Annotated in this window: 21 protein-coding genes; 13 read left to right on the top strand and 8 right to left on the bottom strand. The window is 63.7% G+C overall.

The window, feature by feature from the left end; all coding sequences use genetic code 11:
• Nucleotides 1–26 precede the first annotated feature (26 nt).
• On the top strand, nucleotides 27–1,418 hold the full coding sequence (locus ACWFUC_RS22850; protein WP_121045036.1) for a TAXI family TRAP transporter solute-binding subunit: 1,392 nt from the start codon (nucleotides 27–29) through the stop codon (nucleotides 1,416–1,418).
• A 152-nt stretch (nucleotides 1,419–1,570) separates the two neighbouring features.
• Nucleotides 1,571–1,801 (top strand): hypothetical protein, encoded by a 231-nt coding sequence (locus ACWFUC_RS22845; RefSeq protein ID WP_034329828.1) that lies wholly within the window; start codon nucleotides 1,571–1,573, stop codon nucleotides 1,799–1,801.
• A 58-nt stretch (nucleotides 1,802–1,859) separates the two neighbouring features.
• On the opposite strand, the gene ACWFUC_RS22840 is transcribed toward ACWFUC_RS22845, so the two are convergent.
• Nucleotides 1,860–3,005: an ABC transporter ATP-binding protein gene (locus ACWFUC_RS22840; RefSeq protein ID WP_343724641.1), complete on the bottom strand. Its 1,146-nt coding sequence runs from the start codon at nucleotides 3,003–3,005 to the stop codon at nucleotides 1,860–1,862.
• Nucleotides 3,006–3,113: 108 nt separating this feature from the next.
• On the opposite strand from ACWFUC_RS22840, the gene ACWFUC_RS22835 reads away from it, so the two are divergent.
• Together ACWFUC_RS22835 and gorA are read left to right on the top strand one after the other, a co-directional pair.
• Nucleotides 3,114–4,769 (top strand): ABC transporter permease, encoded by a 1,656-nt coding sequence (locus tag ACWFUC_RS22835; protein ID WP_489623443.1) that lies wholly within the window; start codon nucleotides 3,114–3,116, stop codon nucleotides 4,767–4,769.
• Nucleotides 4,770–4,833: 64 nt separating this feature from the next.
• The gene (gene gorA, locus ACWFUC_RS22830) at nucleotides 4,834–6,201 is read left to right on the top strand and encodes a glutathione-disulfide reductase (RefSeq protein WP_489623442.1); all 1,368 of its coding nucleotides are present in this window, start codon (nucleotides 4,834–4,836) and stop codon (nucleotides 6,199–6,201) included.
• A 107-nt stretch (nucleotides 6,202–6,308) separates the two neighbouring features.
• Here the strand turns inward: gorA and ACWFUC_RS22825 are convergent, their stop codons facing one another.
• Together ACWFUC_RS22825 and ACWFUC_RS22820 are read right to left on the bottom strand one after the other, a co-directional pair.
• Entirely contained in the window at nucleotides 6,309–7,649 is a 1,341-nt protein-coding gene (locus ACWFUC_RS22825) for a phospholipase A (RefSeq protein ID WP_227022812.1), read from the bottom strand.
• Nucleotides 7,591–8,085: a hypothetical protein gene (locus ACWFUC_RS22820; protein ID WP_489623441.1), complete on the bottom strand. Its 495-nt coding sequence runs from the start codon at nucleotides 8,083–8,085 to the stop codon at nucleotides 7,591–7,593. Before ACWFUC_RS22820 ends, ACWFUC_RS22825 begins: the two co-directional genes overlap by 59 nt.
• A gap of 30 nt (nucleotides 8,086–8,115) precedes the next feature.
• Between ACWFUC_RS22820 and ACWFUC_RS22815 the strand changes: the two genes are divergently transcribed.
• A complete protein-coding gene (locus ACWFUC_RS22815; protein ID WP_209567677.1) occupies nucleotides 8,116–10,212 on the top strand; it encodes a putative bifunctional diguanylate cyclase/phosphodiesterase in 2,097 nt (698 codons plus the stop codon).
• Between the two features lie 187 nt (nucleotides 10,213–10,399).
• On the opposite strand, the gene ACWFUC_RS22810 is transcribed toward ACWFUC_RS22815, so the two are convergent.
• The 4 genes from ACWFUC_RS22810 to ACWFUC_RS22795 are packed head-to-tail and all read right to left on the bottom strand — an operon-like array spanning nucleotide 10,400 to nucleotide 13,123.
• The gene (locus ACWFUC_RS22810) at nucleotides 10,400–11,806 is read right to left on the bottom strand and encodes an FAD-binding oxidoreductase (protein WP_489623440.1); all 1,407 of its coding nucleotides are present in this window, start codon (nucleotides 11,804–11,806) and stop codon (nucleotides 10,400–10,402) included.
• 59 nt (nucleotides 11,807–11,865) lie between these two features.
• Nucleotides 11,866–12,258, bottom strand: a complete 393-nt coding sequence (locus tag ACWFUC_RS22805) for a DUF2069 domain-containing protein (protein ID WP_489623439.1) — start codon at nucleotides 12,256–12,258, stop codon at nucleotides 11,866–11,868.
• Complete coding sequence (gene wrbA / locus ACWFUC_RS22800) at nucleotides 12,255–12,896, bottom strand: NAD(P)H:quinone oxidoreductase (RefSeq protein ID WP_034338170.1); 642 nt, start codon at nucleotides 12,894–12,896, stop codon at nucleotides 12,255–12,257. The genes ACWFUC_RS22805 and wrbA overlap by 4 nt, the downstream gene beginning before the upstream one ends.
• Before the next feature lie 8 nt (nucleotides 12,897–12,904).
• Complete coding sequence (locus ACWFUC_RS22795) at nucleotides 12,905–13,123, bottom strand: hypothetical protein (RefSeq protein WP_489623438.1); 219 nt, start codon at nucleotides 13,121–13,123, stop codon at nucleotides 12,905–12,907.
• Nucleotides 13,124–13,187: 64 nt separating this feature from the next.
• Between ACWFUC_RS22795 and ACWFUC_RS22790 the strand changes: the two genes are divergently transcribed.
• The gene (locus ACWFUC_RS22790; RefSeq protein ID WP_245202196.1) at nucleotides 13,188–14,540 is read left to right on the top strand and encodes a YihY family inner membrane protein; all 1,353 of its coding nucleotides are present in this window, start codon (nucleotides 13,188–13,190) and stop codon (nucleotides 14,538–14,540) included.
• 52 nt (nucleotides 14,541–14,592) lie between these two features.
• Here ACWFUC_RS22790 and ACWFUC_RS22785 read toward each other — a convergent pair whose 3' ends face one another.
• Nucleotides 14,593–14,913 carry an Mpo1-like protein gene (locus ACWFUC_RS22785; protein WP_034338162.1) on the bottom strand — a complete coding sequence of 107 codons (321 nt, stop codon included), beginning with the start codon at nucleotides 14,911–14,913 and terminating at the stop codon, nucleotides 14,593–14,595.
• A gap of 314 nt (nucleotides 14,914–15,227) precedes the next feature.
• Between ACWFUC_RS22785 and ACWFUC_RS22780 the strand changes: the two genes are divergently transcribed.
• From ACWFUC_RS22780 to leuD, 7 genes are all read left to right on the top strand, one after another.
• A complete protein-coding gene (locus tag ACWFUC_RS22780) occupies nucleotides 15,228–15,689 on the top strand; it encodes a CBS domain-containing protein (protein ID WP_121045023.1) in 462 nt (153 codons plus the stop codon).
• A gap of 175 nt (nucleotides 15,690–15,864) precedes the next feature.
• Nucleotides 15,865–17,754 (top strand): MFS transporter, encoded by a 1,890-nt coding sequence (locus ACWFUC_RS22775; RefSeq protein ID WP_489637368.1) that lies wholly within the window; start codon nucleotides 15,865–15,867, stop codon nucleotides 17,752–17,754.
• Between the two features lie 97 nt (nucleotides 17,755–17,851).
• Nucleotides 17,852–18,940 (top strand): chorismate synthase, encoded by a 1,089-nt coding sequence (gene aroC, locus ACWFUC_RS22770; protein ID WP_209534444.1) that lies wholly within the window; start codon nucleotides 17,852–17,854, stop codon nucleotides 18,938–18,940.
• 175 nt (nucleotides 18,941–19,115) lie between these two features.
• Complete coding sequence (locus ACWFUC_RS22765) at nucleotides 19,116–19,937, top strand: M48 family metallopeptidase (RefSeq protein WP_205703693.1); 822 nt, start codon at nucleotides 19,116–19,118, stop codon at nucleotides 19,935–19,937.
• A gap of 233 nt (nucleotides 19,938–20,170) precedes the next feature.
• Nucleotides 20,171–21,571, top strand: a complete 1,401-nt coding sequence (leuC, locus tag ACWFUC_RS22760) for a 3-isopropylmalate dehydratase large subunit (protein WP_034333111.1) — start codon at nucleotides 20,171–20,173, stop codon at nucleotides 21,569–21,571.
• A gap of 36 nt (nucleotides 21,572–21,607) precedes the next feature.
• Nucleotides 21,608–21,739 carry an entericidin A/B family lipoprotein gene (locus tag ACWFUC_RS22755; protein WP_008330868.1) on the top strand — a complete coding sequence of 44 codons (132 nt, stop codon included), beginning with the start codon at nucleotides 21,608–21,610 and terminating at the stop codon, nucleotides 21,737–21,739.
• Nucleotides 21,740–21,854: 115 nt separating this feature from the next.
• A complete protein-coding gene (gene leuD, locus ACWFUC_RS22750; protein ID WP_034333116.1) occupies nucleotides 21,855–22,502 on the top strand; it encodes a 3-isopropylmalate dehydratase small subunit in 648 nt (215 codons plus the stop codon).
• Nucleotides 22,503–22,563 lie beyond the last annotated feature (61 nt).

Raw genomic sequence — 22,563 nt, 5'->3', positions numbered from 1 at the left:
CGGAATGCGCGGCTAGAATAGCGCGCATGCTCAAAGACAAGAAACTCTCCGCCTACGCCCCCTCGGCCACCCGCATCCGGGCGCGCTTCGTGGCCATCTCGTGGCGCGATCTCGCCGTCAGCTTCGGTCCCATCATCCTGCTGATCCTGATCGGCGCATGGCTGGTGATCTGGCTGATCCGGCCGGCGCCGCCGTCGTCCATCACCATTGCCGCCGGTCCCAAGGACAGCAATTTCTGGCGCGTGGCCGAACGCTACAAGGCGCTGCTGGCGCGCGACGGTATCCGGCTGGACATCGTCGAGACCGGGGGCTCGCTGGACAACCTCAAGCGCCTGGCCGACCCCGACCAGAATGTGGACGTCGGTTTCGTGCAGGGTGGCCTGGCCGGCGCAGTACCGGCCGAATCCTTGAGCCCGCTGGTGTCGCTGGGCAGTATTTCCTATGTCCCGGTGTCGGTGTATTACCGCGTGCCGCCGCCGCGTGAGGATGGCCGCCCGGTGCCGCCATTGCGGCAGCTGTCGGAGCTGGCGGGCAAGCGGATTGCCATCGGCGGGGAGGGGAGCGGTTCCAGCGTGCTGGCGGCCACGCTGCTCAAGGCCAATGGCGTCGAGTCGGGCGGCAGCACCCAGCTGTTGAACATCGGCGGCGACGAGGCCGCGCAGGCGCTGACCAGCGGCAAGATCGATGCGGCCTTCCTGATGGGCGATTCGGTCTCGGTGGCGACCATGGGCAAGCTCTTGCGCGCGCCCGGCATCCGGCTGCTGGATTTCTCGCAGGCCGATGCCTACGTGCGGCGCTTCCGCTATCTCAATACCCTCAAAATGCCCATGGGCGTGTTCGACCTGGCGCACAACCTGCCGGCGCGGGATACCCAACTGATTGCGCCCACGGCTGAGCTGGTGGCGCGCGAGGACCTGCATCCGGCGCTCTCGGACCTGCTCATCGCAGCAGCCCGCGAGGTGCACGGCAAGGCCAACGTGATGCAGAAGGCCGGGGAATTCCCGGCCCCGCTGGAGCATGAATACCCGATCAGCGACGATGCGGCGCGCTACTACAAGTCCGGCAAGACCTTCTTCTACCGCACCTTGCCCTTCTGGATGGCCAGCCTGGTGGATCGCGCGGTGGTGATCGTGCTGCCGGTGATCCTGCTGTTGATCCCGGGCATTCGCCTGGTGCCGATGCTCTATGGCTGGCGGGTGCGTTCGCGCATCTATCGCTGGTATGGCGAGCTGATCGCGCTGGAACGCGGGCTCTCGCGCGAGTCGCCGGAGGAGCAGGCCGAGATGCTCAAACGCCTGGATGAGATCGAGATTGCGGTCAATCGCATGAAGATGCCGCTGGCCTTTGCCGACCAGTTCTACGTGTTGCGGGAGCATATCGGCTTCGTCCGGGCCCGGCTGGCGGCCGGTGTGGCCTGAGCGCCACGCCGTAACGGGCTCGGAAGGGCAGGGTGGCGGCGGCTGTTGTATGCTCGCCATGGTGTGTACAGTACTGTATAAAAAGTACTGTGTATTCATACAGTGTTATGCTAAAGTGAAGCCTCCTATCGACAAGAAGAGGAATCGCTGCCATGACCCACTTTGATCTTGCTTCCGACGCTCGCTTCGCTGTTGCATCGTCCACCCCGTCTTCGCTGGCCATCCGCCTGGGTCGCCGCGAAATCTTCATCTGCCGTGATACCTACGTGCGCCGTTACCGGGTCAATCCGGTGATTGAATGCAGCGCGGGCATCGAGCCCGGCCATGTGGAAATCCTGCTGTTCCGCCGTTGGCTGGTGGTGCTGTCGAAGGCGCGCGGCTGATGCGGCGTGCGCTTGACTGGCTGGTGGTGGATGCGCTGGGGAGGGCGGCCGGGGTCGATCAGCCCGGCTTGCCGGTAGCCCCGGGGGCGGTCCCTGCCGGGGCCGAAGGTGCCGCTGCCAATGACGATTCCATGTTCGGAAACGTCACCAGATGCGTCACATCCAGGCTGATCCCTATCCATTCCCCCACCGCATGATCGTGATGCGAGGGCACCAGCGAGAGCAGTTGCTGGCCGTTCTCCAGCGCCAGGGTGTAGAGGAATTCCGCGCCCCGGAATGACTTGCGTACCACCTGCGCCTTGAAGGGGGACGCGTCGTCGTGCATGACGTCGTCGGCCCGCAGCAATACATCGACCTGCGCGGCGCTGGCATCGCGTCCGCTTTCCACCGGCAGTCCGCGCAACAGGCCTGCTGCGGTCTGGACGCTGATCTCGCCTTGTACCCCGGCATCCGCTGCAGCTTGCACCTCGCCGCGCAGCAACACCCCATGTCCGATGAAATCCGCGGCAAAGCGGGTGGCCGGACGATGGTAGAGCGCGTAGGGCGTATCCCACTGTTCTAATCGGCCGTGCCGCATCACCCCCACCACATCGGCCACCGCAAAGGCTTCCAGCTGATCGTGCGTGACCATCAGGGCGGTGGTGCCGGTGCGTTTGAGGATGTCGCGCACGTCGTGTGCCAGGCGTTCGCGCAGTTCCACGTCCAGACTCGAAAACGGTTCATCCAGCAACAGCAGGCGCGGCTGCGGTGCCAGCGCGCGCGCCAGGGCGATGCGCTGCTGCTGGCCGCCGGAGAGCTGGTGCGGGAACTTGCTGCCCGCCTCGGGCAGGCCGACCAGGGCCAGCATCTGCGTGACGATCTGTTCCCGCTGCGCACGCGCCATGCCGCGCAAGCCAAAGCCGATATTGGCGGCCACATCCAGATGCGGGAACAGCGCGAAATCCTGGAACACCATCCCGATGCGCCGCGCCTCGGCCGGCACGCGCACGCCATCACCTTCCAGCAATGTTCCGTCTAGCCGGATACGGCCTGATTGCGCCGGTTCCAGCCCGGCCACGGCGCGCAGCAGGCTGGTCTTGCCGCTGCCGGAGGGGCCGATCAGGGCGCCCAGCTCGCCCGGCTGCAGGCGCAGCGAGACGGCATCGACGGCCGCCTGGGCGCTGCGGGGATAACGGATACTGACGTGATCGACTTCCAGAAACATGGGCAGGCTCGATGAAATGGTTACAATTCGCGTTTGTCTCGGAGTGCGCAGTGTAGCGCATGGACCGCCGACTTCCCCTGGCAATTCTTCATTGGGCCGTTCCTGTTTATGCACATCATCGGTTTGCTCGCTGTCCTGATCGCTTTGCCGCTCTTCGGCATCCTCGCTGCCTGGTTCGGGCTGGATGTGGCCGGCATCGACAACCTGCGCCAGCAGATGCAGACCGTATTGCCCGGCTACCTGGCCACCTCCGGCTGGCTGGCGCTGATGGTGCCGCTGGGCGTGGTCATCGTCGGTGGTGCAGCGGCGGTGACGGTGAGCCTGTTCGAGTTTCGCGGACGGCGCTGGCTGTCCTGGGCGCTGCTGTTGCCGATGGCCATGCCGGCCTACGTCTCGGCCTATGCCTATACCGATTTCCTGCAATACGCGGGGGCCGTGCAGAGCACGCTGCGCGGCTGGTTCCCGGGCTGGCGCATGGATGTGCGCGGCTTGCCGGGGGCGGTGTGCATGTTCGTCTTCACGCTCTATCCCTATGCCTACCTGCTGGCGCGCAATGCGCTCTCCGAGCGCGGCATGCACCTGATGGAGGCTGCCCGCATGCTGGGCACGCCGCTATCCGAACGCATCCGGCGAGTGGCCTTGCCGCTGGCGCGTCCCGCCCTGGCGGCCGGGGCGGCGCTGGCGCTCATGGAAACGCTGGCCGATTACGGTGTCTCGGCCTACTTCGGCCTGACCACTTTCACCACCGGCATCTACAAGGCCTGGGTTGTATTGGATGACCGCATTGCCGCCGCCCAGTACGCGTCGCTGCTGCTGCTCTTCGTGTCGGTGCTGCTGTGGCTGGAGCGGCGCGAGCAGGGCCGCATGCGCTTTGCGGCCACACGCGGTGCGCGCGGCAGCGAGGGGGCCGAAGCGCGCCTGCCGCAATTGTCCGGCGCACAGACGCTGGCGGCCTGGACGGTGTGCGGCTTGCCGGTGGTGCTGGGCTTCGTGCTGCCGGTGGCGATCCTGTTGCAGTTGTGGGCCGGGCAGTGGGGCAGCAGCGACGCCGCCATGCCCGCCTTCGATCTGGCCCGCTACGCCGGCTGGGTGTGGAACAGCTTCCGCTTCGGCGGCATGGCGGCGCTGGCGGCCATCGTGCTGGCGCTGGGCCTTTGCTTCGCGCTGCGCGGCGCGCACCTGCCGCGTCTGCAGGGGCTGGTGCTGCGGCTGACCGCACGCCTGGCCGGTATGGGCTATGCCATTCCCGGCTCGGTCATCGCGGTCGGCATCCTGCTGCCGGTGGCCTGGCTGCAGGCGCTATGGCCTGCCGCGGGGTTGGGCGTGCTGCTCACGGCCAGCTCGCTGGGCGTGATCTATGCGTATCTGGTACGCTTCACGGCGGTTGCGGTGCAGTCGGTGGAGTCCGGCTACACCCGTATTCCGGCCAGTCTCGACGAAGCGGCGCGCACCCTGGGCAGTTCGCGCGCGGTGATTGCCTGGCGCCTGCACATGCCGTTGTTGTGGCGGTCGCTGGCGGTGGCGGCGCTGATGGTCTTCGTCGATGTGGTCAAGGAGTTGCCGGCGACCTTGCTGCTGCGTCCCTTCGATACCGATACCCTGGCCGTGATCGCGCACAACCTGGCGCGCGATGAGCGCTTGGGCGAGGCGGCCTTGCCGGCCTTGTCCATCGTGCTGGTGGGGCTGGCACCGGTGCTGCTGGTGATGCGGGCCCTCGATGGCAAGCGCCGCACGGACTTGCAAAGCGCGCTTCCGCCCGCATAACCCAAGCACGCAAAGACCAACAATGGGCGTGGCCAGGGGGCTGCGGCCACTCTCTGGAGAAACCATGAGCCAATACGATTACGATCTCTTCACCATCGGCGGCGGTTCCGGTGGCGTGCGCGCAGCGCGCTTCGCCGGCCAGGCCGGGGCCCGTGTCGGGCTGGCCGAGAAGGGCGATCTGGGCGGCACCTGCGTCAACGTCGGCTGCATCCCCAAGAAGCTGATGTCCTACAGCGCCCATTTCCACGAGGATTTCGCCGATGCCGCCGGTTACGGCTGGACCTTGCACAGCGAACCCACCTTCGACTGGTCGGCCCTGATCGCCAACAAGGACCGCGAGATCACGCACCTGAACGGCATCTACCAGCGTCTGCTCGATGGCGCCAACGTGAGCCTGCATCGCGGCTTCGCCACGGTGGAAGATGCGCATACGGTGAACGTGGAAGGCAAGCGCTTCACGGCCCGCCACATCCTGGTGGCCACCGGCGGCCATCCCGACAAGCCGCAGATCCCGGGCAGCGAGCTGGGGATCACTTCGGACGATTTCTTCCATCTCAAGGGCCTGCCGAAACGCGCGGTGGTGCTGGGCGGCGGCTACATCGCCGTGGAACTGGCGTCCATCCTCAATGGCCTGGGCAGCGACGTGACGCTGGTCTATCGCCGCGAACGCCTGTTGCGCAACATGGATGCCGACCTGGGCATCCACCTGGCCGATGAAATGGCCAAGAAGGGCATCCGCCTGGTCTTCGATGCCAGCATTGCCGCCATCGAAGCGCCGCATGCGGGCGAAGACAGCGTCAAGCAGGTGCGCCTGACCAATGGCGAGACCGTGGCGGCGGAGTGCGTGCTGTTTGCCACCGGGCGTACGCCCAATACACGCGGCCTGGGGCTGGAGCAGGCCGGTGTCGCCTTGAAGGAAAACGGCGCGGTGGTGGTCAATGAGAATTTCGAGAGCAACGTGCCATCGATTCTCGCCGTGGGGGACGTGATCGACCGCGTGGCCCTGACGCCGGTGGCGCTGGCCGAAGCGATGGTGGTGGTGGCGCGCCTGTTCGGCAAGGGCGAGCGCGTGATGTCCTATCAGAACATTCCGACAGCGGTGTTCAGTCATCCCAATGTGGGCACCGTGGGACTGACCGAGGAACAGGCGCGAAAAGCCCATGGTGAAGTAAAAATCTTCAAGACCGACTTCAAGCCGCTCAAGAACACCCTCTCGCGCAATACCGAACGCACCTTCATGAAGCTTGTGGTCGATGCGCAGACCGACAAAGTGCTCGGCGTGCACATGGTCGGCGGCGATGCCGGCGAAGTCATCCAGGGCTTTGCAGTGGCCCTGCAATGCGGTGCCACCAAGGCGCAGTTCGATGCCACCATCGGCATCCATCCGACCTCCGCCGAAGAGTTCGTGACGATGCGCACGCCGGCGGCCTGAGTCCACCGTCTTCTGCAAGCGGTACCCAAGGAACGGAAAAAAACGGGGATGCCAAGGCATCCCCGTTTTGCTTGCATCATGCCCCGCGAAGCACGCTCACACGATGTTCATCGCCACAGCGCATAACCGATGCGCAGTTGCGGATGATCCTTCTGGTTGTAGGTCAGCAGGCTCTCGCCATAGCCGTAGAAGTAACTGGCCATCAGATAGCCTGCGGTACCGGGCAGCAGGCGCGAGAGCGGGTAGGTGACCTGGGTTTCGGCGCTGTACTTGCCGCCCAGTTTGCCCTTGCGCAGCATGGTCGCCACTTCCAGACCGTCGGGTTTGCCATAGGCCAGCTTCAGGTCCAGGTGGCCGCGATAGTCGGCGATGTCCGGGTTGTCGCGGGTCGGGCCGAGATAGGCATAGACCTTGGGCGCGACCTTGAAGTGATAGTCGTTGAGATTGCCGAAGTTGAAGGTCGGCTCGATGAAGTAGGTATTGATGCTGCGCGAGGCCGTGCCGTCGCGTCCATTGGACTCGTGCTCCAGGCCAGTGGCGATGCCGATGCGGCTGAAGACGCGGTTCTGTATGCCCACGTCCGGCAGGTAGTAATACAGGCTGGGGCGATAGCTGGTATCGCGGAAGGGGGCCGAGGGGGCCGACAGGTCCCACAGCGAGAACTGCGTGTAGCCCAGGTAGAGATTGTCCAGCAGGCCGCGCGAGCGCGGATCGTCCGGCACGAACACGCGGAACTTGAAGCTGAGCTGGAAGCGCGCATTGGTATCACCATTGTTGTGCCCCACCGTGAAATACATCGGCTCATTGAAGGACAGCCGGCGATTGTTGGAGAGGATGTCCTCAGCTGCCGGTGCACTGTCGATGGGCGAGGCATTGGCACCCGGCGTAAATACCGTGGCCGAAGGGGCCACCGGCGCGACCTTGCTGGTCGAATCGGCCAGCGGCGTGTTGATCAGGTCGGGCGACTCCGGCAAGGGGCCCAGCGACGGATCCGGGCGCACCACCGCCACCAGCACCGGCGAAGCATCCATGCCGATCGGTTCGATACGCACCATGCCGCGCAGGCGGCGCGGCAACTCGCCGCGGTAGCGCACCTTGCGGAACTCACCTTGCTTCAGGGTCAGGCTGTCTTCGCCATCGACGCGCTGCAGGGCGATCTGCTGCGGCGGAATCATGTCGGCCGAGGCCGCCACCAGCAGCGTGGCGGGCAACTGATAGGTGCGCTGGGCCTGCTCATCCTCGGACACCAGCAGGGTCAGTTCCAGTGGCTTGGTGGCATCGATGCGCTTGGGCGGCTGCACCATCGAAATGCCGGCATGCGCCGGGGCGGCCAGCCACAGCGGCGCGGCCACGCCGCACAAGGCCAGCGCCACGCGGCGCGACAGACGGCTACGGGCCGGCAGGCCGTCCTGGTGCGGATGCAGACGGGAGTGGGGTAAGTTCAGCATGTTGTCCTTGTTGTCGATTTGTTGTGTTTTGTTGTCGTTTTGCAGCTTGTTCGGTGGCGTGCAGGCGCGAAGGGCGGCCGGGCGCACGTCGGGCGGCGATGCGCGGACTGCCGTGACAAGAGATCAGCGGCGCTCCATAAAGTTGCCATTCCATCGACATCTTCTGACCTCCGTATGCCTTTGGGAGGCGCAATCCTGACCAAATGATCAATTTGGCATCCGGTTGGTCACGAAATGTTGTTTGTTTGCCTCGTTCGGGTAAGGTTTGGTCGACGGAAAATGCCATTTTGATAACGGGTATTTCCTGATTGTGTGACAATGCGCCGCCCCCTAAGCTTGATGACAAGTCCTCCATGTTGCCAAGCTGTTTGCCGGGGCGGGACGTGCCGGTGCGTGCGCGCACCGAATCACCTGCCTTCCAGCGACCTTCGCTCAATCCCGTTTTTCACAGGCATCACTCTTCGCCATGCTCATCGCCAACTACGACAAGCCGCTGGTGGTCGTTTCCCTGCTGGTGGCCATCCTCGCCTCCTATACGGCGCTGGACATGGCCGAGCGCATCAACACCACCAGCCATCTGCATTCGCGTGCCGCACGCTTCTGGCTTGCCGGCGGTGCGGTGGCCATGGGGCTGGGGATCTGGTCGATGCATTTCATCGGCATGCTGGCTTTCCGGCTGCCCATCGCGCTGGGCTACGATGTCTGGATCACTACGCTCTCGCTGCTCATCGCCATCGCCACCTCGGGCTATGCGCTGTGGATCGTTACCCGCAGCGAATTGCCGCTGCGGCGGCTGTTCGGCAGCGCCTTGCTGATGGGGACCGGCATTGCCGGCATGCATTACACCGGCATGGCCGCCATGCGCATGACGCCGGGCATCGATTACGACCTGGTGCTGTTCATCGCTTCTATCCTGATCGCCATAGCGGCATCGGCGGCAGCGCTGTGGATCGCCTTCAGCCTGCGCCGCAATACCCCTTACGTGAAAGCCGCGCGCGCCGGCGCTTCGGTGGTGATGGGCGTGGCCATCGTCGGCATGCATTACACCGGCATGGCGGCTGCCACTTTTCCCAACGGTTCGGTGTGCCTGTCGGCACGCGAGGGCGTGGGGACCGGCTGGCTGGCGATCCTGGTCATCGTGGTCACGCTGGCGGTGCTGAGCATCGCCTTGCTGACCTCGGTGCTGGATGCGCGGCTGGAGTCGCGTACCGCCAAGCTGGCGCGCTCGCTGGCCGAAGCCAATGAAGAATTGACGCAGATGGTGCTGCACGACCATCTCACCAAGCTGCCCAACCGCACCCTGCTGGAAGACCGCCTGAGCCAGGCCATCAACAAGGCCGCACGCAGCCAGGGACATTTCGCGCTGATGTTCATGGATCTGGATGGCTTCAAGGCCATCAACGACTCGCTCGGCCACCATGTGGGCGACCGCATGCTGGTGGAGGTGGCGCAGCGCCTGACTGGTGCCATGCGCGCACACGATACGGTGGCGCGGCTGGGTGGCGACGAATTCGTGATCCTGGTGGAACTGGCGCAGCCGGAAGACGCCATGCCGGTGGCCGAGAAGCTGGTGGAAGTGGTCAACCTGCCGTTCCGCCTGGCCGAGCAGGAGCTGCGCGTGTCGGCCAGCGTGGGCATCGCCATCTACCCGGAGGACGGGGCCACGCGCCACGACCTGGTCATCAACGCCGACGCCGCCATGTATCACACCAAGCGCGCCGGCCGCAACGGCTACAACTTCTTCGAACCGTCGATGAATGCCAATGCGCATCATCAGCTGCAGTGGCTGCAGGACCTGCGGGTGGCGTTGGAGCGCAAGCAATTCCGGCTGGTCTACCAGCCCAAGTTCAGCCTGCTTGATGGTCCGGTGCTGGGGGCCGAGGCGCTGCTGCGCTGGCAGCATCCGCAACGCGGACTGGTGGGGCCGGATGAGTTCATCGGCCTGGCCGAGCGTTCCGGCCTGATCATCCCGATCGGGGCCTGGGTGCTGGATGAAGCCTGTCGCCAGATGCATGAGTGGCTGACCCTGGGCTATGCCGACTGGAAGATTGCGGTGAATCTTTCGCCGGTGCAGTTTGCCGATCCGCATCTGCTGGACGTGGTGCGTGCTGCCCTGGAGAAACACCAGCTGCCGCCGTCCTGCCTGACGCTGGAGGTGACCGAGTCGACTGCCATGAACAATACCGAGCAGAGCCTGCAGACGCTGCAGCAGATCGCCGACCTGGGCGTGGAGATCTCCATCGACGATTTCGGCACCGGCTATTCCAGCCTGCTGTACCTGAAGCGCCTGCCGGCCAACGAACTGAAGATCGATCGCGGCTTCGTGCGCGACTTGAGCGAAGGCACCGAGGATGCCGCCATCGTATCGGCCATCGTGGCCCTGGGGCGGACGCTGAATCTGCGCATCGTCGCCGAAGGCGTGGAGACCGAGCGCCAGCAGGAGTTCCTGCACCAGGTCGGATGCGACGCCATGCAGGGCTATCTGCTGGGACGGCCGATGGCACCGGACCTGTTCCTGCAGACCATGCGCGACCATGCCGCCGAGCACAAGACGGCGGCCTGAATTCACAAATTGGCTGTGGCATCGCCTGCTATTCCTCGAATTGGAGAAGCGCGCTTGATGCAAAGATCACGACATAGGGAAACGCAAGGAATTTGAGCGTTTCAGGCAGGCTCCTGAGGGGGAGGTTGGGGCGGACGGCTCGTACTGGCGTCCGTCCCTTTTTGTTGATACCTGCTTCAAAGTGGCGTCACAGCACCTTGCCCGGATTCATCAATTGCTGCGGATCCAGCGCCTGCTTGATGGCGCGCATCAGACGCAGTTCCACCGGTGACTTGTAGCGCAGGATCTCTTCGCGCTTCAGCGCTCCCAATCCATGCTCGGCCGAGATCGAGCCGCCGAAGCGGTCGACGCTGTCGTGGACCACGTGGTTGATGTCGCCCTGGCGCGCCAGGAAATCGGCATCGGGCACGCCCACCGGCGGCGAGACGTTGTAGTGCAGGTTGCCATCGCCCAGGTGGCCGAAACTGACCATGCGGCAACCCGGTGCGGCCTGCTGCACCAGGGTATCGGTCGCTTCCATGAATTCGGCGATGCGCGAGATCGGCACCGAGATGTCGTGCTTGATGTTCTTGCCCTCGTGCGCCTGTGCCATCGAGATGCTTTCACGCAGTCGCCACAAGGCCCTGGACTGGGCCAGCGAGGCGGCGATCACGGCATCGTCCACCAAACCCTGTTCAAGGGCCTCGCCAATCAGGGTTTCAAAAATCGCCCGGGCGTGGTCTTCGGATTCGTTGTCCGACAGTTCCAGCAGCACGTATTGCGGATGCGGCTGGCTGAAGGGCAGGCGTTGGTCGGGGAAGTGCTTGCAGACCAGCTGCAGGCAGAAGTGCGACATCAGCTCGAAACCGGTCAAGGCCGAACCACAGCTCGCTTGCGCCTGCTGCAGCAGTTGCAGCGCCTGCGCCGGGGATTGCAGCGCTACCAGTGCAGTCAGTTGCGCGCGCGGTTGCGGGAAGAGTTTCACTACCGCAGCGGTGATGATGCCCAGAGTACCTTCCGCGCCGATGAAAAGATCGCGCAGGTCGTAGCCGGTATTGTCCTTGCGCAAGCCCTTGAGGCTGCTCATGATCTCGCCCGCGGCCGTCACCACTTCCAGCCCCAGGCACAGCTCGCGCGTATTGCCATAGCGCAGCACGCCGGTGCCGCCGGCATTGGTGGAGAGATTGCCGCCGATGGTGCAGCTGCCTTCGGCCGCCAGCGACAGCGGGAACAGCCGTTCGACCGCCGCCGCCTGTTCCTGCAGATGCTGCAATACGCAGCCGGCTTCCACCGTCATCGTATTGTTGACCGGGTCCACCGCACGGATGCGGTTCAGGCGACGCAGCGAGAGCACCACGGCATTGCCCTGCTGGTCGGGCACGCTGCCCAGCACCAGGCCGGTGTTGCCCCCTTGCGGCACCAGCGGGATGCCATGGTGCGCGCACAGTTGCACCAGCGCCGCCACTTCGGCCGTATCAGCCGGGCGTAATACGGCCAGGGCACGGCCGGTGTAGCGGCCACGCTGGTCGGTCAGGTAGCCGGCGGTGTCGGCGGCTTCGGTGAGGACATAAGCAGCACCGATGGCGGTACGGCAGGCAGCGAGGAAGTCGGTCATGAAAGCGAAACGCGCCACGTGCAGTGGCGCGCCCTATCGATGTGGGGAAGCGTTGTGTATTACTGGGAGGCCTTCTGGATCGCCTGGCGGGCAATTTCCTTGGCGGCCTTCTTGAACGGGTGCAAATACGCCAGTGCACAGACGAAATACAGCGTGGTCAGTGCCACTTCGGCCCAGGCCAGCAGCACCGAAGCATGGACACTGTCGCTGGTGGCGCGCACCAGTCCTTCCGCCAGGTACACCAGGATCAGCATGGACGACCATTGCAGCGTGTAGACATCGCGCTTCAATACCCCGCGCAGCGGCAGCAGCAAAGGCACGACCTTGAGCACCATCCACGAACCGCCCGGTCGCAGCGGGGCCAGCACCAGTTCCCACGCCAGACAGAGCAGGATCAGGGCGATCAGGCTGGAACTGGCTCCGAGGTGGAAGTAGCGCGCACTGCTGTTCATGATGGTCTCCGTAATTTGATGGCGTTTTCTGCCAGCCGTTTGCCCAGCGCGATGGCCAGGGTGCGCGAGTCGTCCGACAGCGGCTGATTGCCGTTGACGCCCGCCCAGTGGCTGGCACCGTAAGGTGTGCCGCCGCTGGAAGTATTCATCAGCTCGGGATGCGAATAGGGCAGGCCGACAATCAGCATGCCATGGTGCAGCAGGGGCAGCATCATGCTCAACAGCGTCGATTCCTGGCCGCCATGCAGGCTGCCGGTGGAGGTGAAGACGCAGGCCGGCTTGCCCGCCAGTACGCCGGAGAGCCACTGCGGCGAGGTGCCATCCCAGAAATACTTCATGGCCGCTGCCATGTTGCCGAAACGCGTGGGCGAACCCAGGGCCAGGCCATCGCATTCCGCCAGGTCGCTGGCCTCCACGTAGGGCGCGCCGGAGCTTGGCACGTCCGGTTCCACCGCTTCGGTGACGGTGGAAACCGCCGGCACGGTGCGCAGGCGGGCATCGCAGCCGGGCACGCTTTCCACGCCCTGGGCGATCAGCTCGGCCAGCTTGCGGGTGGCACCATGGCGCGAATAGTAGAGCACCAGGATGGTGGCGTTGGAGGAGGTCTGCACGGAAGTAGCGGTCGAAGAGGTCATCATGTGACTTATTATATTTCCGTTTTTTTGCTCCCAGACAGCAGGAAAAGCCTGAGTGTCCCCGCTTTTTCTTCATCTGCATCATGAGGAAGCAGAAACTTTGGGCCTGCTTTGCCTTTTTGCGGGATTTTGCTGCCTGCTTGGGCGATAATCGCCAAACTTGTCGTCTGGCCGGCAGCAAGCCTGCGCGCCGTCATGCGGCCTGATTCAACCCCGATGGGGCGGCGCATCTGCGGGTGCGGCGTCTCCGATGAAGTCGAACGGATGTCTTCTTTGCGTTTTTCCTTGTCCCATATGCGTGGTCTGACCCGTGAGCAGTTCAGCGACCTGTTGCGCTTCGCCGGCCGGCGGCTGCGCGAAGATCGCCTGCCGCAAGTGGCCGGCAGCCTGACCTTCACCACCATCCTGTCGCTGGTGCCGATGCTGACCATCGCGCTGGCACTGTTTACGGCCTTCCCGCTGTTCTCGACCTTCCGCGCCTCGCTGGAAGCCTATTTCGTCGAGAACCTCATGCCCAAGGGCGTGGCCAACACCATCCTTGGCTACCTCAACCAGTTCGCCGCCAAATCGGCGCGCATCTCGGCCGTGGGCGGGGTGTTGCTGATCCTGACCTCGGTGCTGACCATGTCCACCATCGAGAGCGTGTTCAACCAGATCTGGCGCGTCAAGAAGTCGCGCCCGCTGGTGCAGCGGGTGCTGGTGTACTGGGCCATCATCACGCTGGGTCCGCTGCTGATCGGGGTCTCCATCAGCGTGACCTCGTATCTGTCGACCGCCACCGGCGGCGCGGTCAAGAGCCTGCCGTGGCTGGGCGCGAGCTTCTATACGCTGGTCTCGCTGATGCTCTCCACGCTGGCCTATACGCTGCTCTACAGCACCGTGCCCAACCAGACCGTGGACTGGCGCGATGCGGCCGCCGGCGGCCTGCTGGCCGGTATCGGGCTGGAAATTGCCAAGCGGCTCTTCGCCGCCTACATCCTGCAGTTCCCGACCTACACCATGGTCTATGGCACGGTGGCGGTGCTGCCGATCTTCCTGGTGTGGATCTACATGATGTGGATGATCACGCTCTTCGGGGCGCTGCTGACGGCGGCGCTGCCGGTGGTGCGCTATGAACGCTGGTGGCATGTCCCCTCGCCGGGCGCGGAATTCATCGATGCGGTCAAGGTCCTGAAATTCCTGCACGCGGCGCGCGTGGGGGTGGAGTCGGCCGTGGTCAGCATGGAGGAGGTGCGGCGCGCCACCCGGCTGGGCCTGGGCGAATTGCAGCAACTGCTGGCGCGCATGAGCGAAGAGGGTTGGGTGGCCTCGGTCAAGCCGGAGTCGGGCAGCCGCAGCCGTCGCGGCTGGAACCGCCGCATTACCGATGACATGGATCGCTGGACCCTGGTGGCCAATCCCAGCACCATCCAGCTGGCGCGGGTGTATCGCCTGTTCGTGTTCGATCCTGCCGTACTGGCCCAGGCCGGAGAGGAAGAAGCGCTGGTGGCGCGGGTGGAAGACGCCATCAACGCCGAGCTGGCGCAGTCGCTGGAGCAGTATTGTCAGGCCGGGCGGGTGGCCGAGGAAGAAGTCGCCGCCACCGTGGCCGCCATGCCCCACGCTGCGGTGCCGCTGGAGGCGCGCCGGCGTCTGTGGGAGCGCTGACCCGACGCCAAGGCGCCCGGATCAGCCCTTGTCGGCCCTTTTATGAAGGTTTCTAAAAGGACACCTGCCCGGTGAGCATTTGCCAGTACATCACCCAATCGCCCATGAAGGAATAGAACGGATGACGGAAGGTGGCCGGCTGGTTCTTCTCCACCATGAAATGTCCGACCCAGGCAAAACCGTAGCCGCAGAACAGCGCCACCGCCAGCCACCACCACTGGTGCGTGATCAGCAGCAGCAACAGGCTCAACAGCGCCAGCGTCGACCCCAGGAAATGCAGCTGCCGGTTGACCCGGTGCGCATGCTCGCTGAGGTAGGTCGGATAGAACTCGCTGAAACTGGCGTAATGGCGTTCGGGCAGGGTAGCGGCCATGGTCTTCTCCGGAGAGTCCTGACCCTTTCAGAGTAGTCAGCGCCGCGCCCGTTTGCAATCCTTGTGCTGAAGCAAGCTTCAGCTGTAAAACGTAAATTCTGCAGGGAAATACTGCGCAGCAGCGTCTTTGCGGGTTGCCCAAATGTCGCCCTTGCCCGTACCATGTGATTTCCAGCGCGCCAGGAGGGCGTGGAGGAGGCGTCCGCTGCGGTTGCGGGCAGGATCAGTTATCCTGTTGCCCCCATGAATTGGATTTTCCCGGCGTCATCGCCTACAGTCAAAACAGCTTCATATAACCAAACCAGGACGACATCATGAAAGTCTCTGAAATCCTCAAGGTCAAAGGCAACATCCTCTTCACCGTCACGCCGGAAACCCCGATTCAGGAGGCGGTCGCCGCCATGGCCGAGAAAGACATCGGCTCGCTGGTCGTGATGGAATACGGCGACCTGGTCGGCATGCTGACCTTCCGCGAAGTGCTGCTGACGCTGCACAAAAACGGCGGCGAGCTGGGCGGCTCGACCGTGCGCAAGCACATGAACGATGCGCCCATCACCGTCACCCCGGATACCGACCTGAACGAAGTGCGCCGCATCATGCTGGAAAAGCACGCGCGCTATGTGCCGGTGATGGAGGCCCGTACCGTGCTGGGCGTCATGTCCTTCTACGACGTGGCCAAGGCGGTGCTGGATGCGCAGGGCTTCGAGAACAAGATGCTCAAGGCCTACATCCGCGACTGGCCGGCCGAGGAAGAAGAGCGCGAAGGCAACAGCTGAACGCTCTGCGCTTTCGTTTGTTGTTGGCAGCCGCCTGCCCGGTGCAGGCGCTGCCGTCATGACCGTTCCTGCTGGAGCGGTTTTTTATTGCCCGTTACCCCTTGTCCCTTGGTATTGTTGCCAATCCTGACCCGCGCGGCGCAGACTGCGTGCTTCCTCCCTCACCTGATTGCCCATGCAAAAGAACAGCCAGTTCACGCTCTTCTCCCAACGGCGCTTCGCTCCCTTCTTCTGGACCCAGTTCCTGGGGGCCTTGAATGACAACGTGTTCAAGACGGCGCTGCTGACCATCCTCACCTATGACGCGCTGTCCTGGACGGACATGGATCCGGGCTTGCTCAACAACCTCATCCCGGGTTTGTTCATCCTGCCGTTCTTCCTGTTTTCAGCCACCTCCGGCCAGCTCTCCGACAAGCTGGAAAAGGGCCGAGTGGCGCGCTTCGTCAAGCTGCTCGAAATCGCCATCATGTGCGTGGCCGCCTATGGCTGGATGACGCATCACCTGTGGCTGCTGATCGCCGCCGTGATCGGCATGGGTGTTCATTCGACCCTGTTCGGGCCGGTGAAATACGCCTACCTGCCGCAGCAGTTGAAGCGCGAGGAACTGGTCGGGGGCAATGGCCTGATCGAAATGGGCACCTTCGTCGGCATCCTGCTGGGTGAAATCCTGGGTGCGGTGCTGGTCGTGCACAAGCCCTGGGGCCTGCACCTGGTGGCCGGGATCACCATCGGTATCGCCGTGCTGGGCTGGCTGGCCAGCCTGCGCATTCCGCTTTCGCCGGCCCCGGTGCCGGACCTGAAGGTGAACTGGAATCCCTTTACCGAGACCGTGCGCAACCTCGGTTATTCGCGCCGCAACCGGCCGGTGTTCCTGTCGTTGCTGGGCAATTCCTGGTTCTGGTTTTACGGGGCCATCATGCTGGCGCAATTCCCCGTCTATGCGAAGAACTACCTGCATGGCGACCACAGCGTCTTCGTGCTGCTGCTGGCGGTGTTCTCGGTCGGCATCGGTGCCGGTTCGCTGCTGTGCGAGCGGCTTTCCGGGCACAAGGTGGAAATCGGGCTGGTGCCCTTTGGTTCGATCGGCTTGTCGGTGTTCGGACTGGAGCTGTATTTCGCCAGCCAAGCCTATGTCACGCCGTCGGCCATGCTGGACCTGGGCGGCTTCCTGGCGCAGGGCGGCAGTTGGCGCATCCTGTTCGATTGCCTGGGTATCGGCCTGTTTGGCGGCTTGTACATCGTGCCGTTGTTTGCGCTCATCCAGACCCGCTGCGACCCGGCCCACGTCTCCCGCACCATCGCCGGGATGAACATCATGAATGCGCTGTTCATGGTGGTCTCGGCCGTGGTGGCGATGGTGTTGCTCAAGGCAGGGCTGACGATCCCGCAGATCTTCCTGGCCACGGCCATCATGAATGGCGTGGTGGCGGTCTATATTTTCTCGCTGGTGCCGGAATTCCTGATCCGCTTCCTGGCCTGGATCCTGATCCACACCTTTTATCGGGTGCGCATCATCAACGGCCAGGCCATTCCTGATGAAGGACCGGCCGTGCTGGTGTGCAATCACGTGAGCTATGTCGACGCGATTGCCATCATGGCCGCCAGCCCGCGCCCGGTGCGTTTCGTGATGGATCACCAGATATTCAAGATTCCGGTGATGTCCTGGCTGTTCCGCAATGTGCGCGCCATTCCGATCGCACCGGTCAAGGAGGATCCTTGGCTGACCGAAAAGGCCTTCGTCGATATCGCCCAGGCCTTGCACGAGGGTGAACTGGTGTGCATCTTCCCGGAAGGCAAGCTGACCCGCGATGGCGAATTGAATCCCTTCAAGGGCGGCGTGCAGAAGATCATTGACCGCAGCCCGGTACCGGTCTTGCCCATGGCCTTGCGCGGGCTGTGGGGCAGCTTGTTTTCGCGCGACCCCAGCAATCCGGTGGCACGCACCTTCAAGCGCGGGCTGTTCTCGCGGCTGGAACTGGCGGTCGGTGAGCCGATTGGGCCCGACGCCGTGAGCCCGGAAGGGCTGCAGGAGCAGGTCCGGGCGCTGCGCGGCGACTGGAAATAAGCCTGCCTGAGGGGGAGCCTGCCGCCTGGTGCGGCTCGTCGGCATCGGCCGAGGCTGGTAGAATCGCGGCTTCCCCTATTTTTGCGCGAATTCCATCATGTCCGGCAATACCTTCGGCACGCTCTTCACCGTCACCACCTTCGGCGAATCCCACGGCCCGGCCATCGGCTGCGTGATCGATGGCTGCCCCCCGGGCATGACGCTGTCCGAAGCCGACATCCAGCCCGAACTGGACCGCCGCCGTCCCGGCACCTCGCGCCACGTGACCCAGCGCCAGGAGCCGGATACGGTGGAGATCCTCTCCGGCGTCTACGAAGGCAAGACCACCGGCACGCCGATTGCGCTCTTGATCCGCAACCAGGACCAGCGCAGCAAGGATTACGGCAACATCCTCGATACCTTCCGTCCCGGCCATGCCGACTACACCTACTGGCACAAGTACGGCATCCGCGATCCGCGCGGCGGCGGCCGTTCCTCGGCGCGCCTGACCGCCCCGGTAGTGGGCGCGGCGGCCATCGCCAAGAAGTGGCTGTTCGAGAAATACGGCACCACCTTCAAGGGCTGCATGAGCCAGCTGGGCGAGATCGCGATTCCCTTCGAATCCTGGGAGCACGTGCCCAACAACCCCTTCTTCGCCGCCAACGCCAGCATCATCGAACGACTGGAAGACTACATGGATGGCCTGCGCAAGGAGGGCGATTCCATCGGCGCGCGCATCGACGTGGTGGCGCAGAACGTGCCGGTGGGTTTGGGCGAACCACTGTATGACAAGCTCGATGCCGAGATCGCCTACGCGCTCATGGGCATCAATGCCGTCAAGGGGGTGGAGATTGGTGCAGGTTTCGCTGCGGTGGCGCAGAAGGGTTCCGAGCACGGCGATGCGCTGACCCCGGAAGGTTTCGTCGGCAACAACGCCGGCGGCATTCTGGGCGGCATCTCGACCGGGCAGGACATCACGGCGTCCATCGCCATCAAGCCGACCTCCAGCATCCGCACGCCGCGCCCGTCCATCGACAAGAACGGCGAGCCAATCTCGGTGGAAACCTTCGGCCGCCACGATCCCTGCGTGGGCATTCGCGCGACTCCCATTGCCGAAGCCATGCTGGCCCTTGTGCTGATGGATCACGCCCTGCGTCATCGCGCACAATGCGGCGATGTGAAGGTTGAGACGCCGGCCCTGCGCTGAGCGGCCGGAAAGTCCTGCCAGGAAGCCGGCCATCGCACATGCGGTCGCCGGTTTTTTCTTGTCTGAAACAATTTGCAAAGAGCCGGGTCGAAGCGGCTCACGGCTGACTGACGGCAACACGCACGCCAGCAGACCGGGACCCGAGATCAATATCAATTACTCAATGGAGGCGGGCATGGTGCTTAAACCTATCATCAAGAACAGTCTGCTGGCTGCAGCCCTGGTGGGGCTGGTGGCTTGCGAAACCGTACAAACCACGCAGGGCGGTGCCGTCGGCATCGATCGCAAGCAGCAGATGCTGGTGTCCTCGGCCGAGATGGAAGCCTCCTCGGCCAAGGAATACGCCCAGGTACTGGCCGAAGCCAAGAGCAAGGGCCTGCTCAACCGCAATGCCGCCCAGGCGCAGCGCGTGCGTACCATCGCCAACCGCCTGATCCCGCAGACCGGCGTGTTCCGCCCGGATGCGCTGAAGTGGAACTGGGAAGTCAACGTGCTGACCTCGGATGAGACCAATGCCTGGTGCATGCCGGGCGGCAAGATCGCGGTCTATACCGGCCTGATCGACAAGCTCAAGATCACCGACGACGAACTGGCGGCCGTGATGGGTCACGAGATCGCCCACGCCCTGCGCGAGCACGCCCGCGAGCGCGCTTCGCAGCAGGTGGTGGCCAATTCCGCCATTTCCATCGGTGCCGCGCTGCTGGGCCTGGGCGATGTCGGCAAGCAGGGCGGCCAATACCTGTACATGGGCCTGATGGGCTTGCCCAATTCGCGCGCCAACGAAACCGAAGCCGATCGCATCGGCGTGGAACTGGCCGCGCGCGGCGGCTATGACCCCAAGGCCGCCGTCACGCTGTGGCAGAAGATGGCCAGCCTGGGCGGCGATGAGCCGATGAAGTTCATGTCCACCCACCCCTCCAGCAGCGAGCGCATCGCCGACCTGACGGTCTACGCCCAGCGTGTGGAGCCGCTGTACCAGCAGACCCGCAAGCGCTGATCCCGGCGTTTTCGGGAAAGACCGAACCGGCATCGCTTCCTGCACGGAAGAAATGCCGGTTTTTTCATGTCGGCCGCAAGTTCTGCGCTTTTTCTGCTGCCTTGCAGCATTATTCCCTGTTGCTGCGACGCGGCGGAAAACACGGCAGGGAGGTCAGACCTGTCGCTTTATGGCATAATCAAACGCTATTTTTCCCGTTCAGCATCCCTTTCTCGTTTCCGCCGGACCGCAACATGCTCAAGACGCTTTACGACAAACTCTGGGAGTCGCACGTCGTTCATACGGAAGATGACGGTACCGCCATCCTGTATATCGACCGCCACCTGCTCCATGAAGTGACCAGCCCGCAAGCCTTCGAAGGCCTCAAGCTAGCCGGTCGCCAACCCTGGCGGAACTCGGCCAACCTGATGGTGGCGGACCATAACGTCCCCACCACTGACCGCGCCCAAGGCATCGCCGACCCGATCTCGCGCCTGCAGGTCGAAACGCTGGATGGCAATGCAAAAGAATTCAGCCTGACGTACTTCGGCATGAACGACAAGCGTCAAGGCATCGTGCACGTGATCGGCCCTGAGCAAGGTGCCACGCTGCCGGGCATGACGGTGGTCTGCGGCGACTCGCACACCTCCACCCACGGCGCGTTTGCCGCGCTGGCCCATGGCATCGGCACCTCCGAAGTCGAACACGTGCTGGCCACGCAGACTTTGCTGGCGCGCAAGTCCAAGGCCATGCTGGTGCAGGTCGACGGCGCGCTGCCGGCCGGCGTCACCGCCAAGGACATCGTGCTGGCCGTGATCGGCAAGATCGGTACCGCAGGCGGTACCGGCTACGCCATCGAATTCGCCGGGTCGACCATCCGTTCGCTGTCCATGGAAGGCCGCATGACGGTCTGCAACATGGCCATCGAAGCGGGTGCCCGTGCCGGCATGGTGGCCTTCGACGACACCACCCTGGAATACCTGAAGGGCCGTCCCTTCTCGCCCTCCGGTCCGCACTGGGAGCGCGCCGTGTCGTACTGGCGCACCCTGCATTCGGACCAGGGCGCCAAGTTCGACTTGGTCGTCACGCTCAACGCCGCCGAGATCAAGCCGCAAGTCACCTGGGGCACCTCGCCCGAGATGGTGGTGGCAGTCGACGCCCGCGTTCCCGATCCCGACAAGGAAAAGGACCCGACCAAGCGCGACGGCATGGAAAAGGCCTTGGCCTACATGGCCCTCAAGCCCAACACCCCCATTGAAGACATCCGCATCGACAAGGTCTTCATCGGTTCCTGTACCAATTCCCGCATCGAAGACCTGCGCGAAGCGGCCAAGGTGGTGCGTGGCAAGTTCCGCGCTTCCAACGTCAAGCTGGCGATGGTGGTGCCGGGTTCGGGCCTGGTGAAGGAACAGGCAGAACGTGAAGGTCTGGACAAGATCTTCCGCGATGCCGGCTTCGAATGGCGTGAACCGGGCTGCTCCATGTGCCTGGCCATGAATGCCGACCGCCTGGAACCGGGCGAGCGCTGCGCCTCGACCTCGAACCGCAATTTCGAAGGCCGCCAGGGCGCCGGTGGCCGTACTCACCTGGTGAGCCCGGCCATGGCCGCGGCGGCTGGCATTGCCGGTCACTTCGTGGACGTGCGTTCTCTGTAAGCACGGGCTTGTGAATCTTTTCGAGAGAATACAACCATGAAAAAAATCTCCGCTCTGGTTCTGCTGGCCGTCACCCTGGGTGCGCTGGCCGGTTGCAATACCGTCAACGGCTTCGGCAAGGATGTCGAAAAGGTTGGCGAGAAGATGCAGGACGCCAGCAAGAAGTAAGCAGGACAGTGCAACAGGCTGCGGCCAGCGTGTCGCAGCTTCAGTTTTTGAACAGGAAACAGGAAGGGCAGGGCAGAGCAATCAGCAATCGCCCCGCCGACCCGAGGTCAAGCTCATGAATAAATTTATCGTGCATGAAGGACTGGTAGCGCCGCTGGATCGCGCCAACGTCGATACCGATGCGATCATCCCCAAGCAATTCCTGAAGTCGATCAAGCGCAGCGGCTTCGGCCCCAACCTGTTCGACGAATGGCGTTACCTGGACCATGGCGAGCCGGGCATGGACAACAGCAAGCGTCCGCTCAATCCCGATTTCGTGCTCAACCAGGAGCGTTATCAGGGTTCGTCCATCCTGTTGTCGCGCAAGAACTTCGGCTGCGGCTCCTCGCGCGAACATGCGCCCTGGGCGCTGGACCAGTACGGCTTCCGCGCCGTGATCGCGCCCAGCTTTGCCGACATCTTCTTCAACAACTGCTACAAGAACGGCCTGCTGCCCATCGTCCTGACCGAACAACAGGTCGATCACCTGTTCAATGAAGTCAAGGCCTTCCCGGGTTATCGCCTGGTCATCGACCTGGAAAAGCAGGTCGTCAGCACCACCAATGGCAGCGAAGTCTATCCGTTCGACATCAGCGAATTCCGCAAGTACTGCCTGCTGAACGGTTTCGATGACATTGGCCTGACCCTACGCAAAGCCGACACCATTCGTGCCTACGAAGAGAAACACCTGCACGAACAGCCCTGGCTGAGCAACACGATCTGAAGAGGATCGTCGAGACAACAGCAAAGGGCGGTCAGATGGCCGCCCTTGTCGTTACTGTCGT

This window comes from Herbaspirillum sp. Her4 (assembly GCF_057961335.1).
This window is presented reverse-complemented; position numbering and strand designations above follow the sequence as displayed.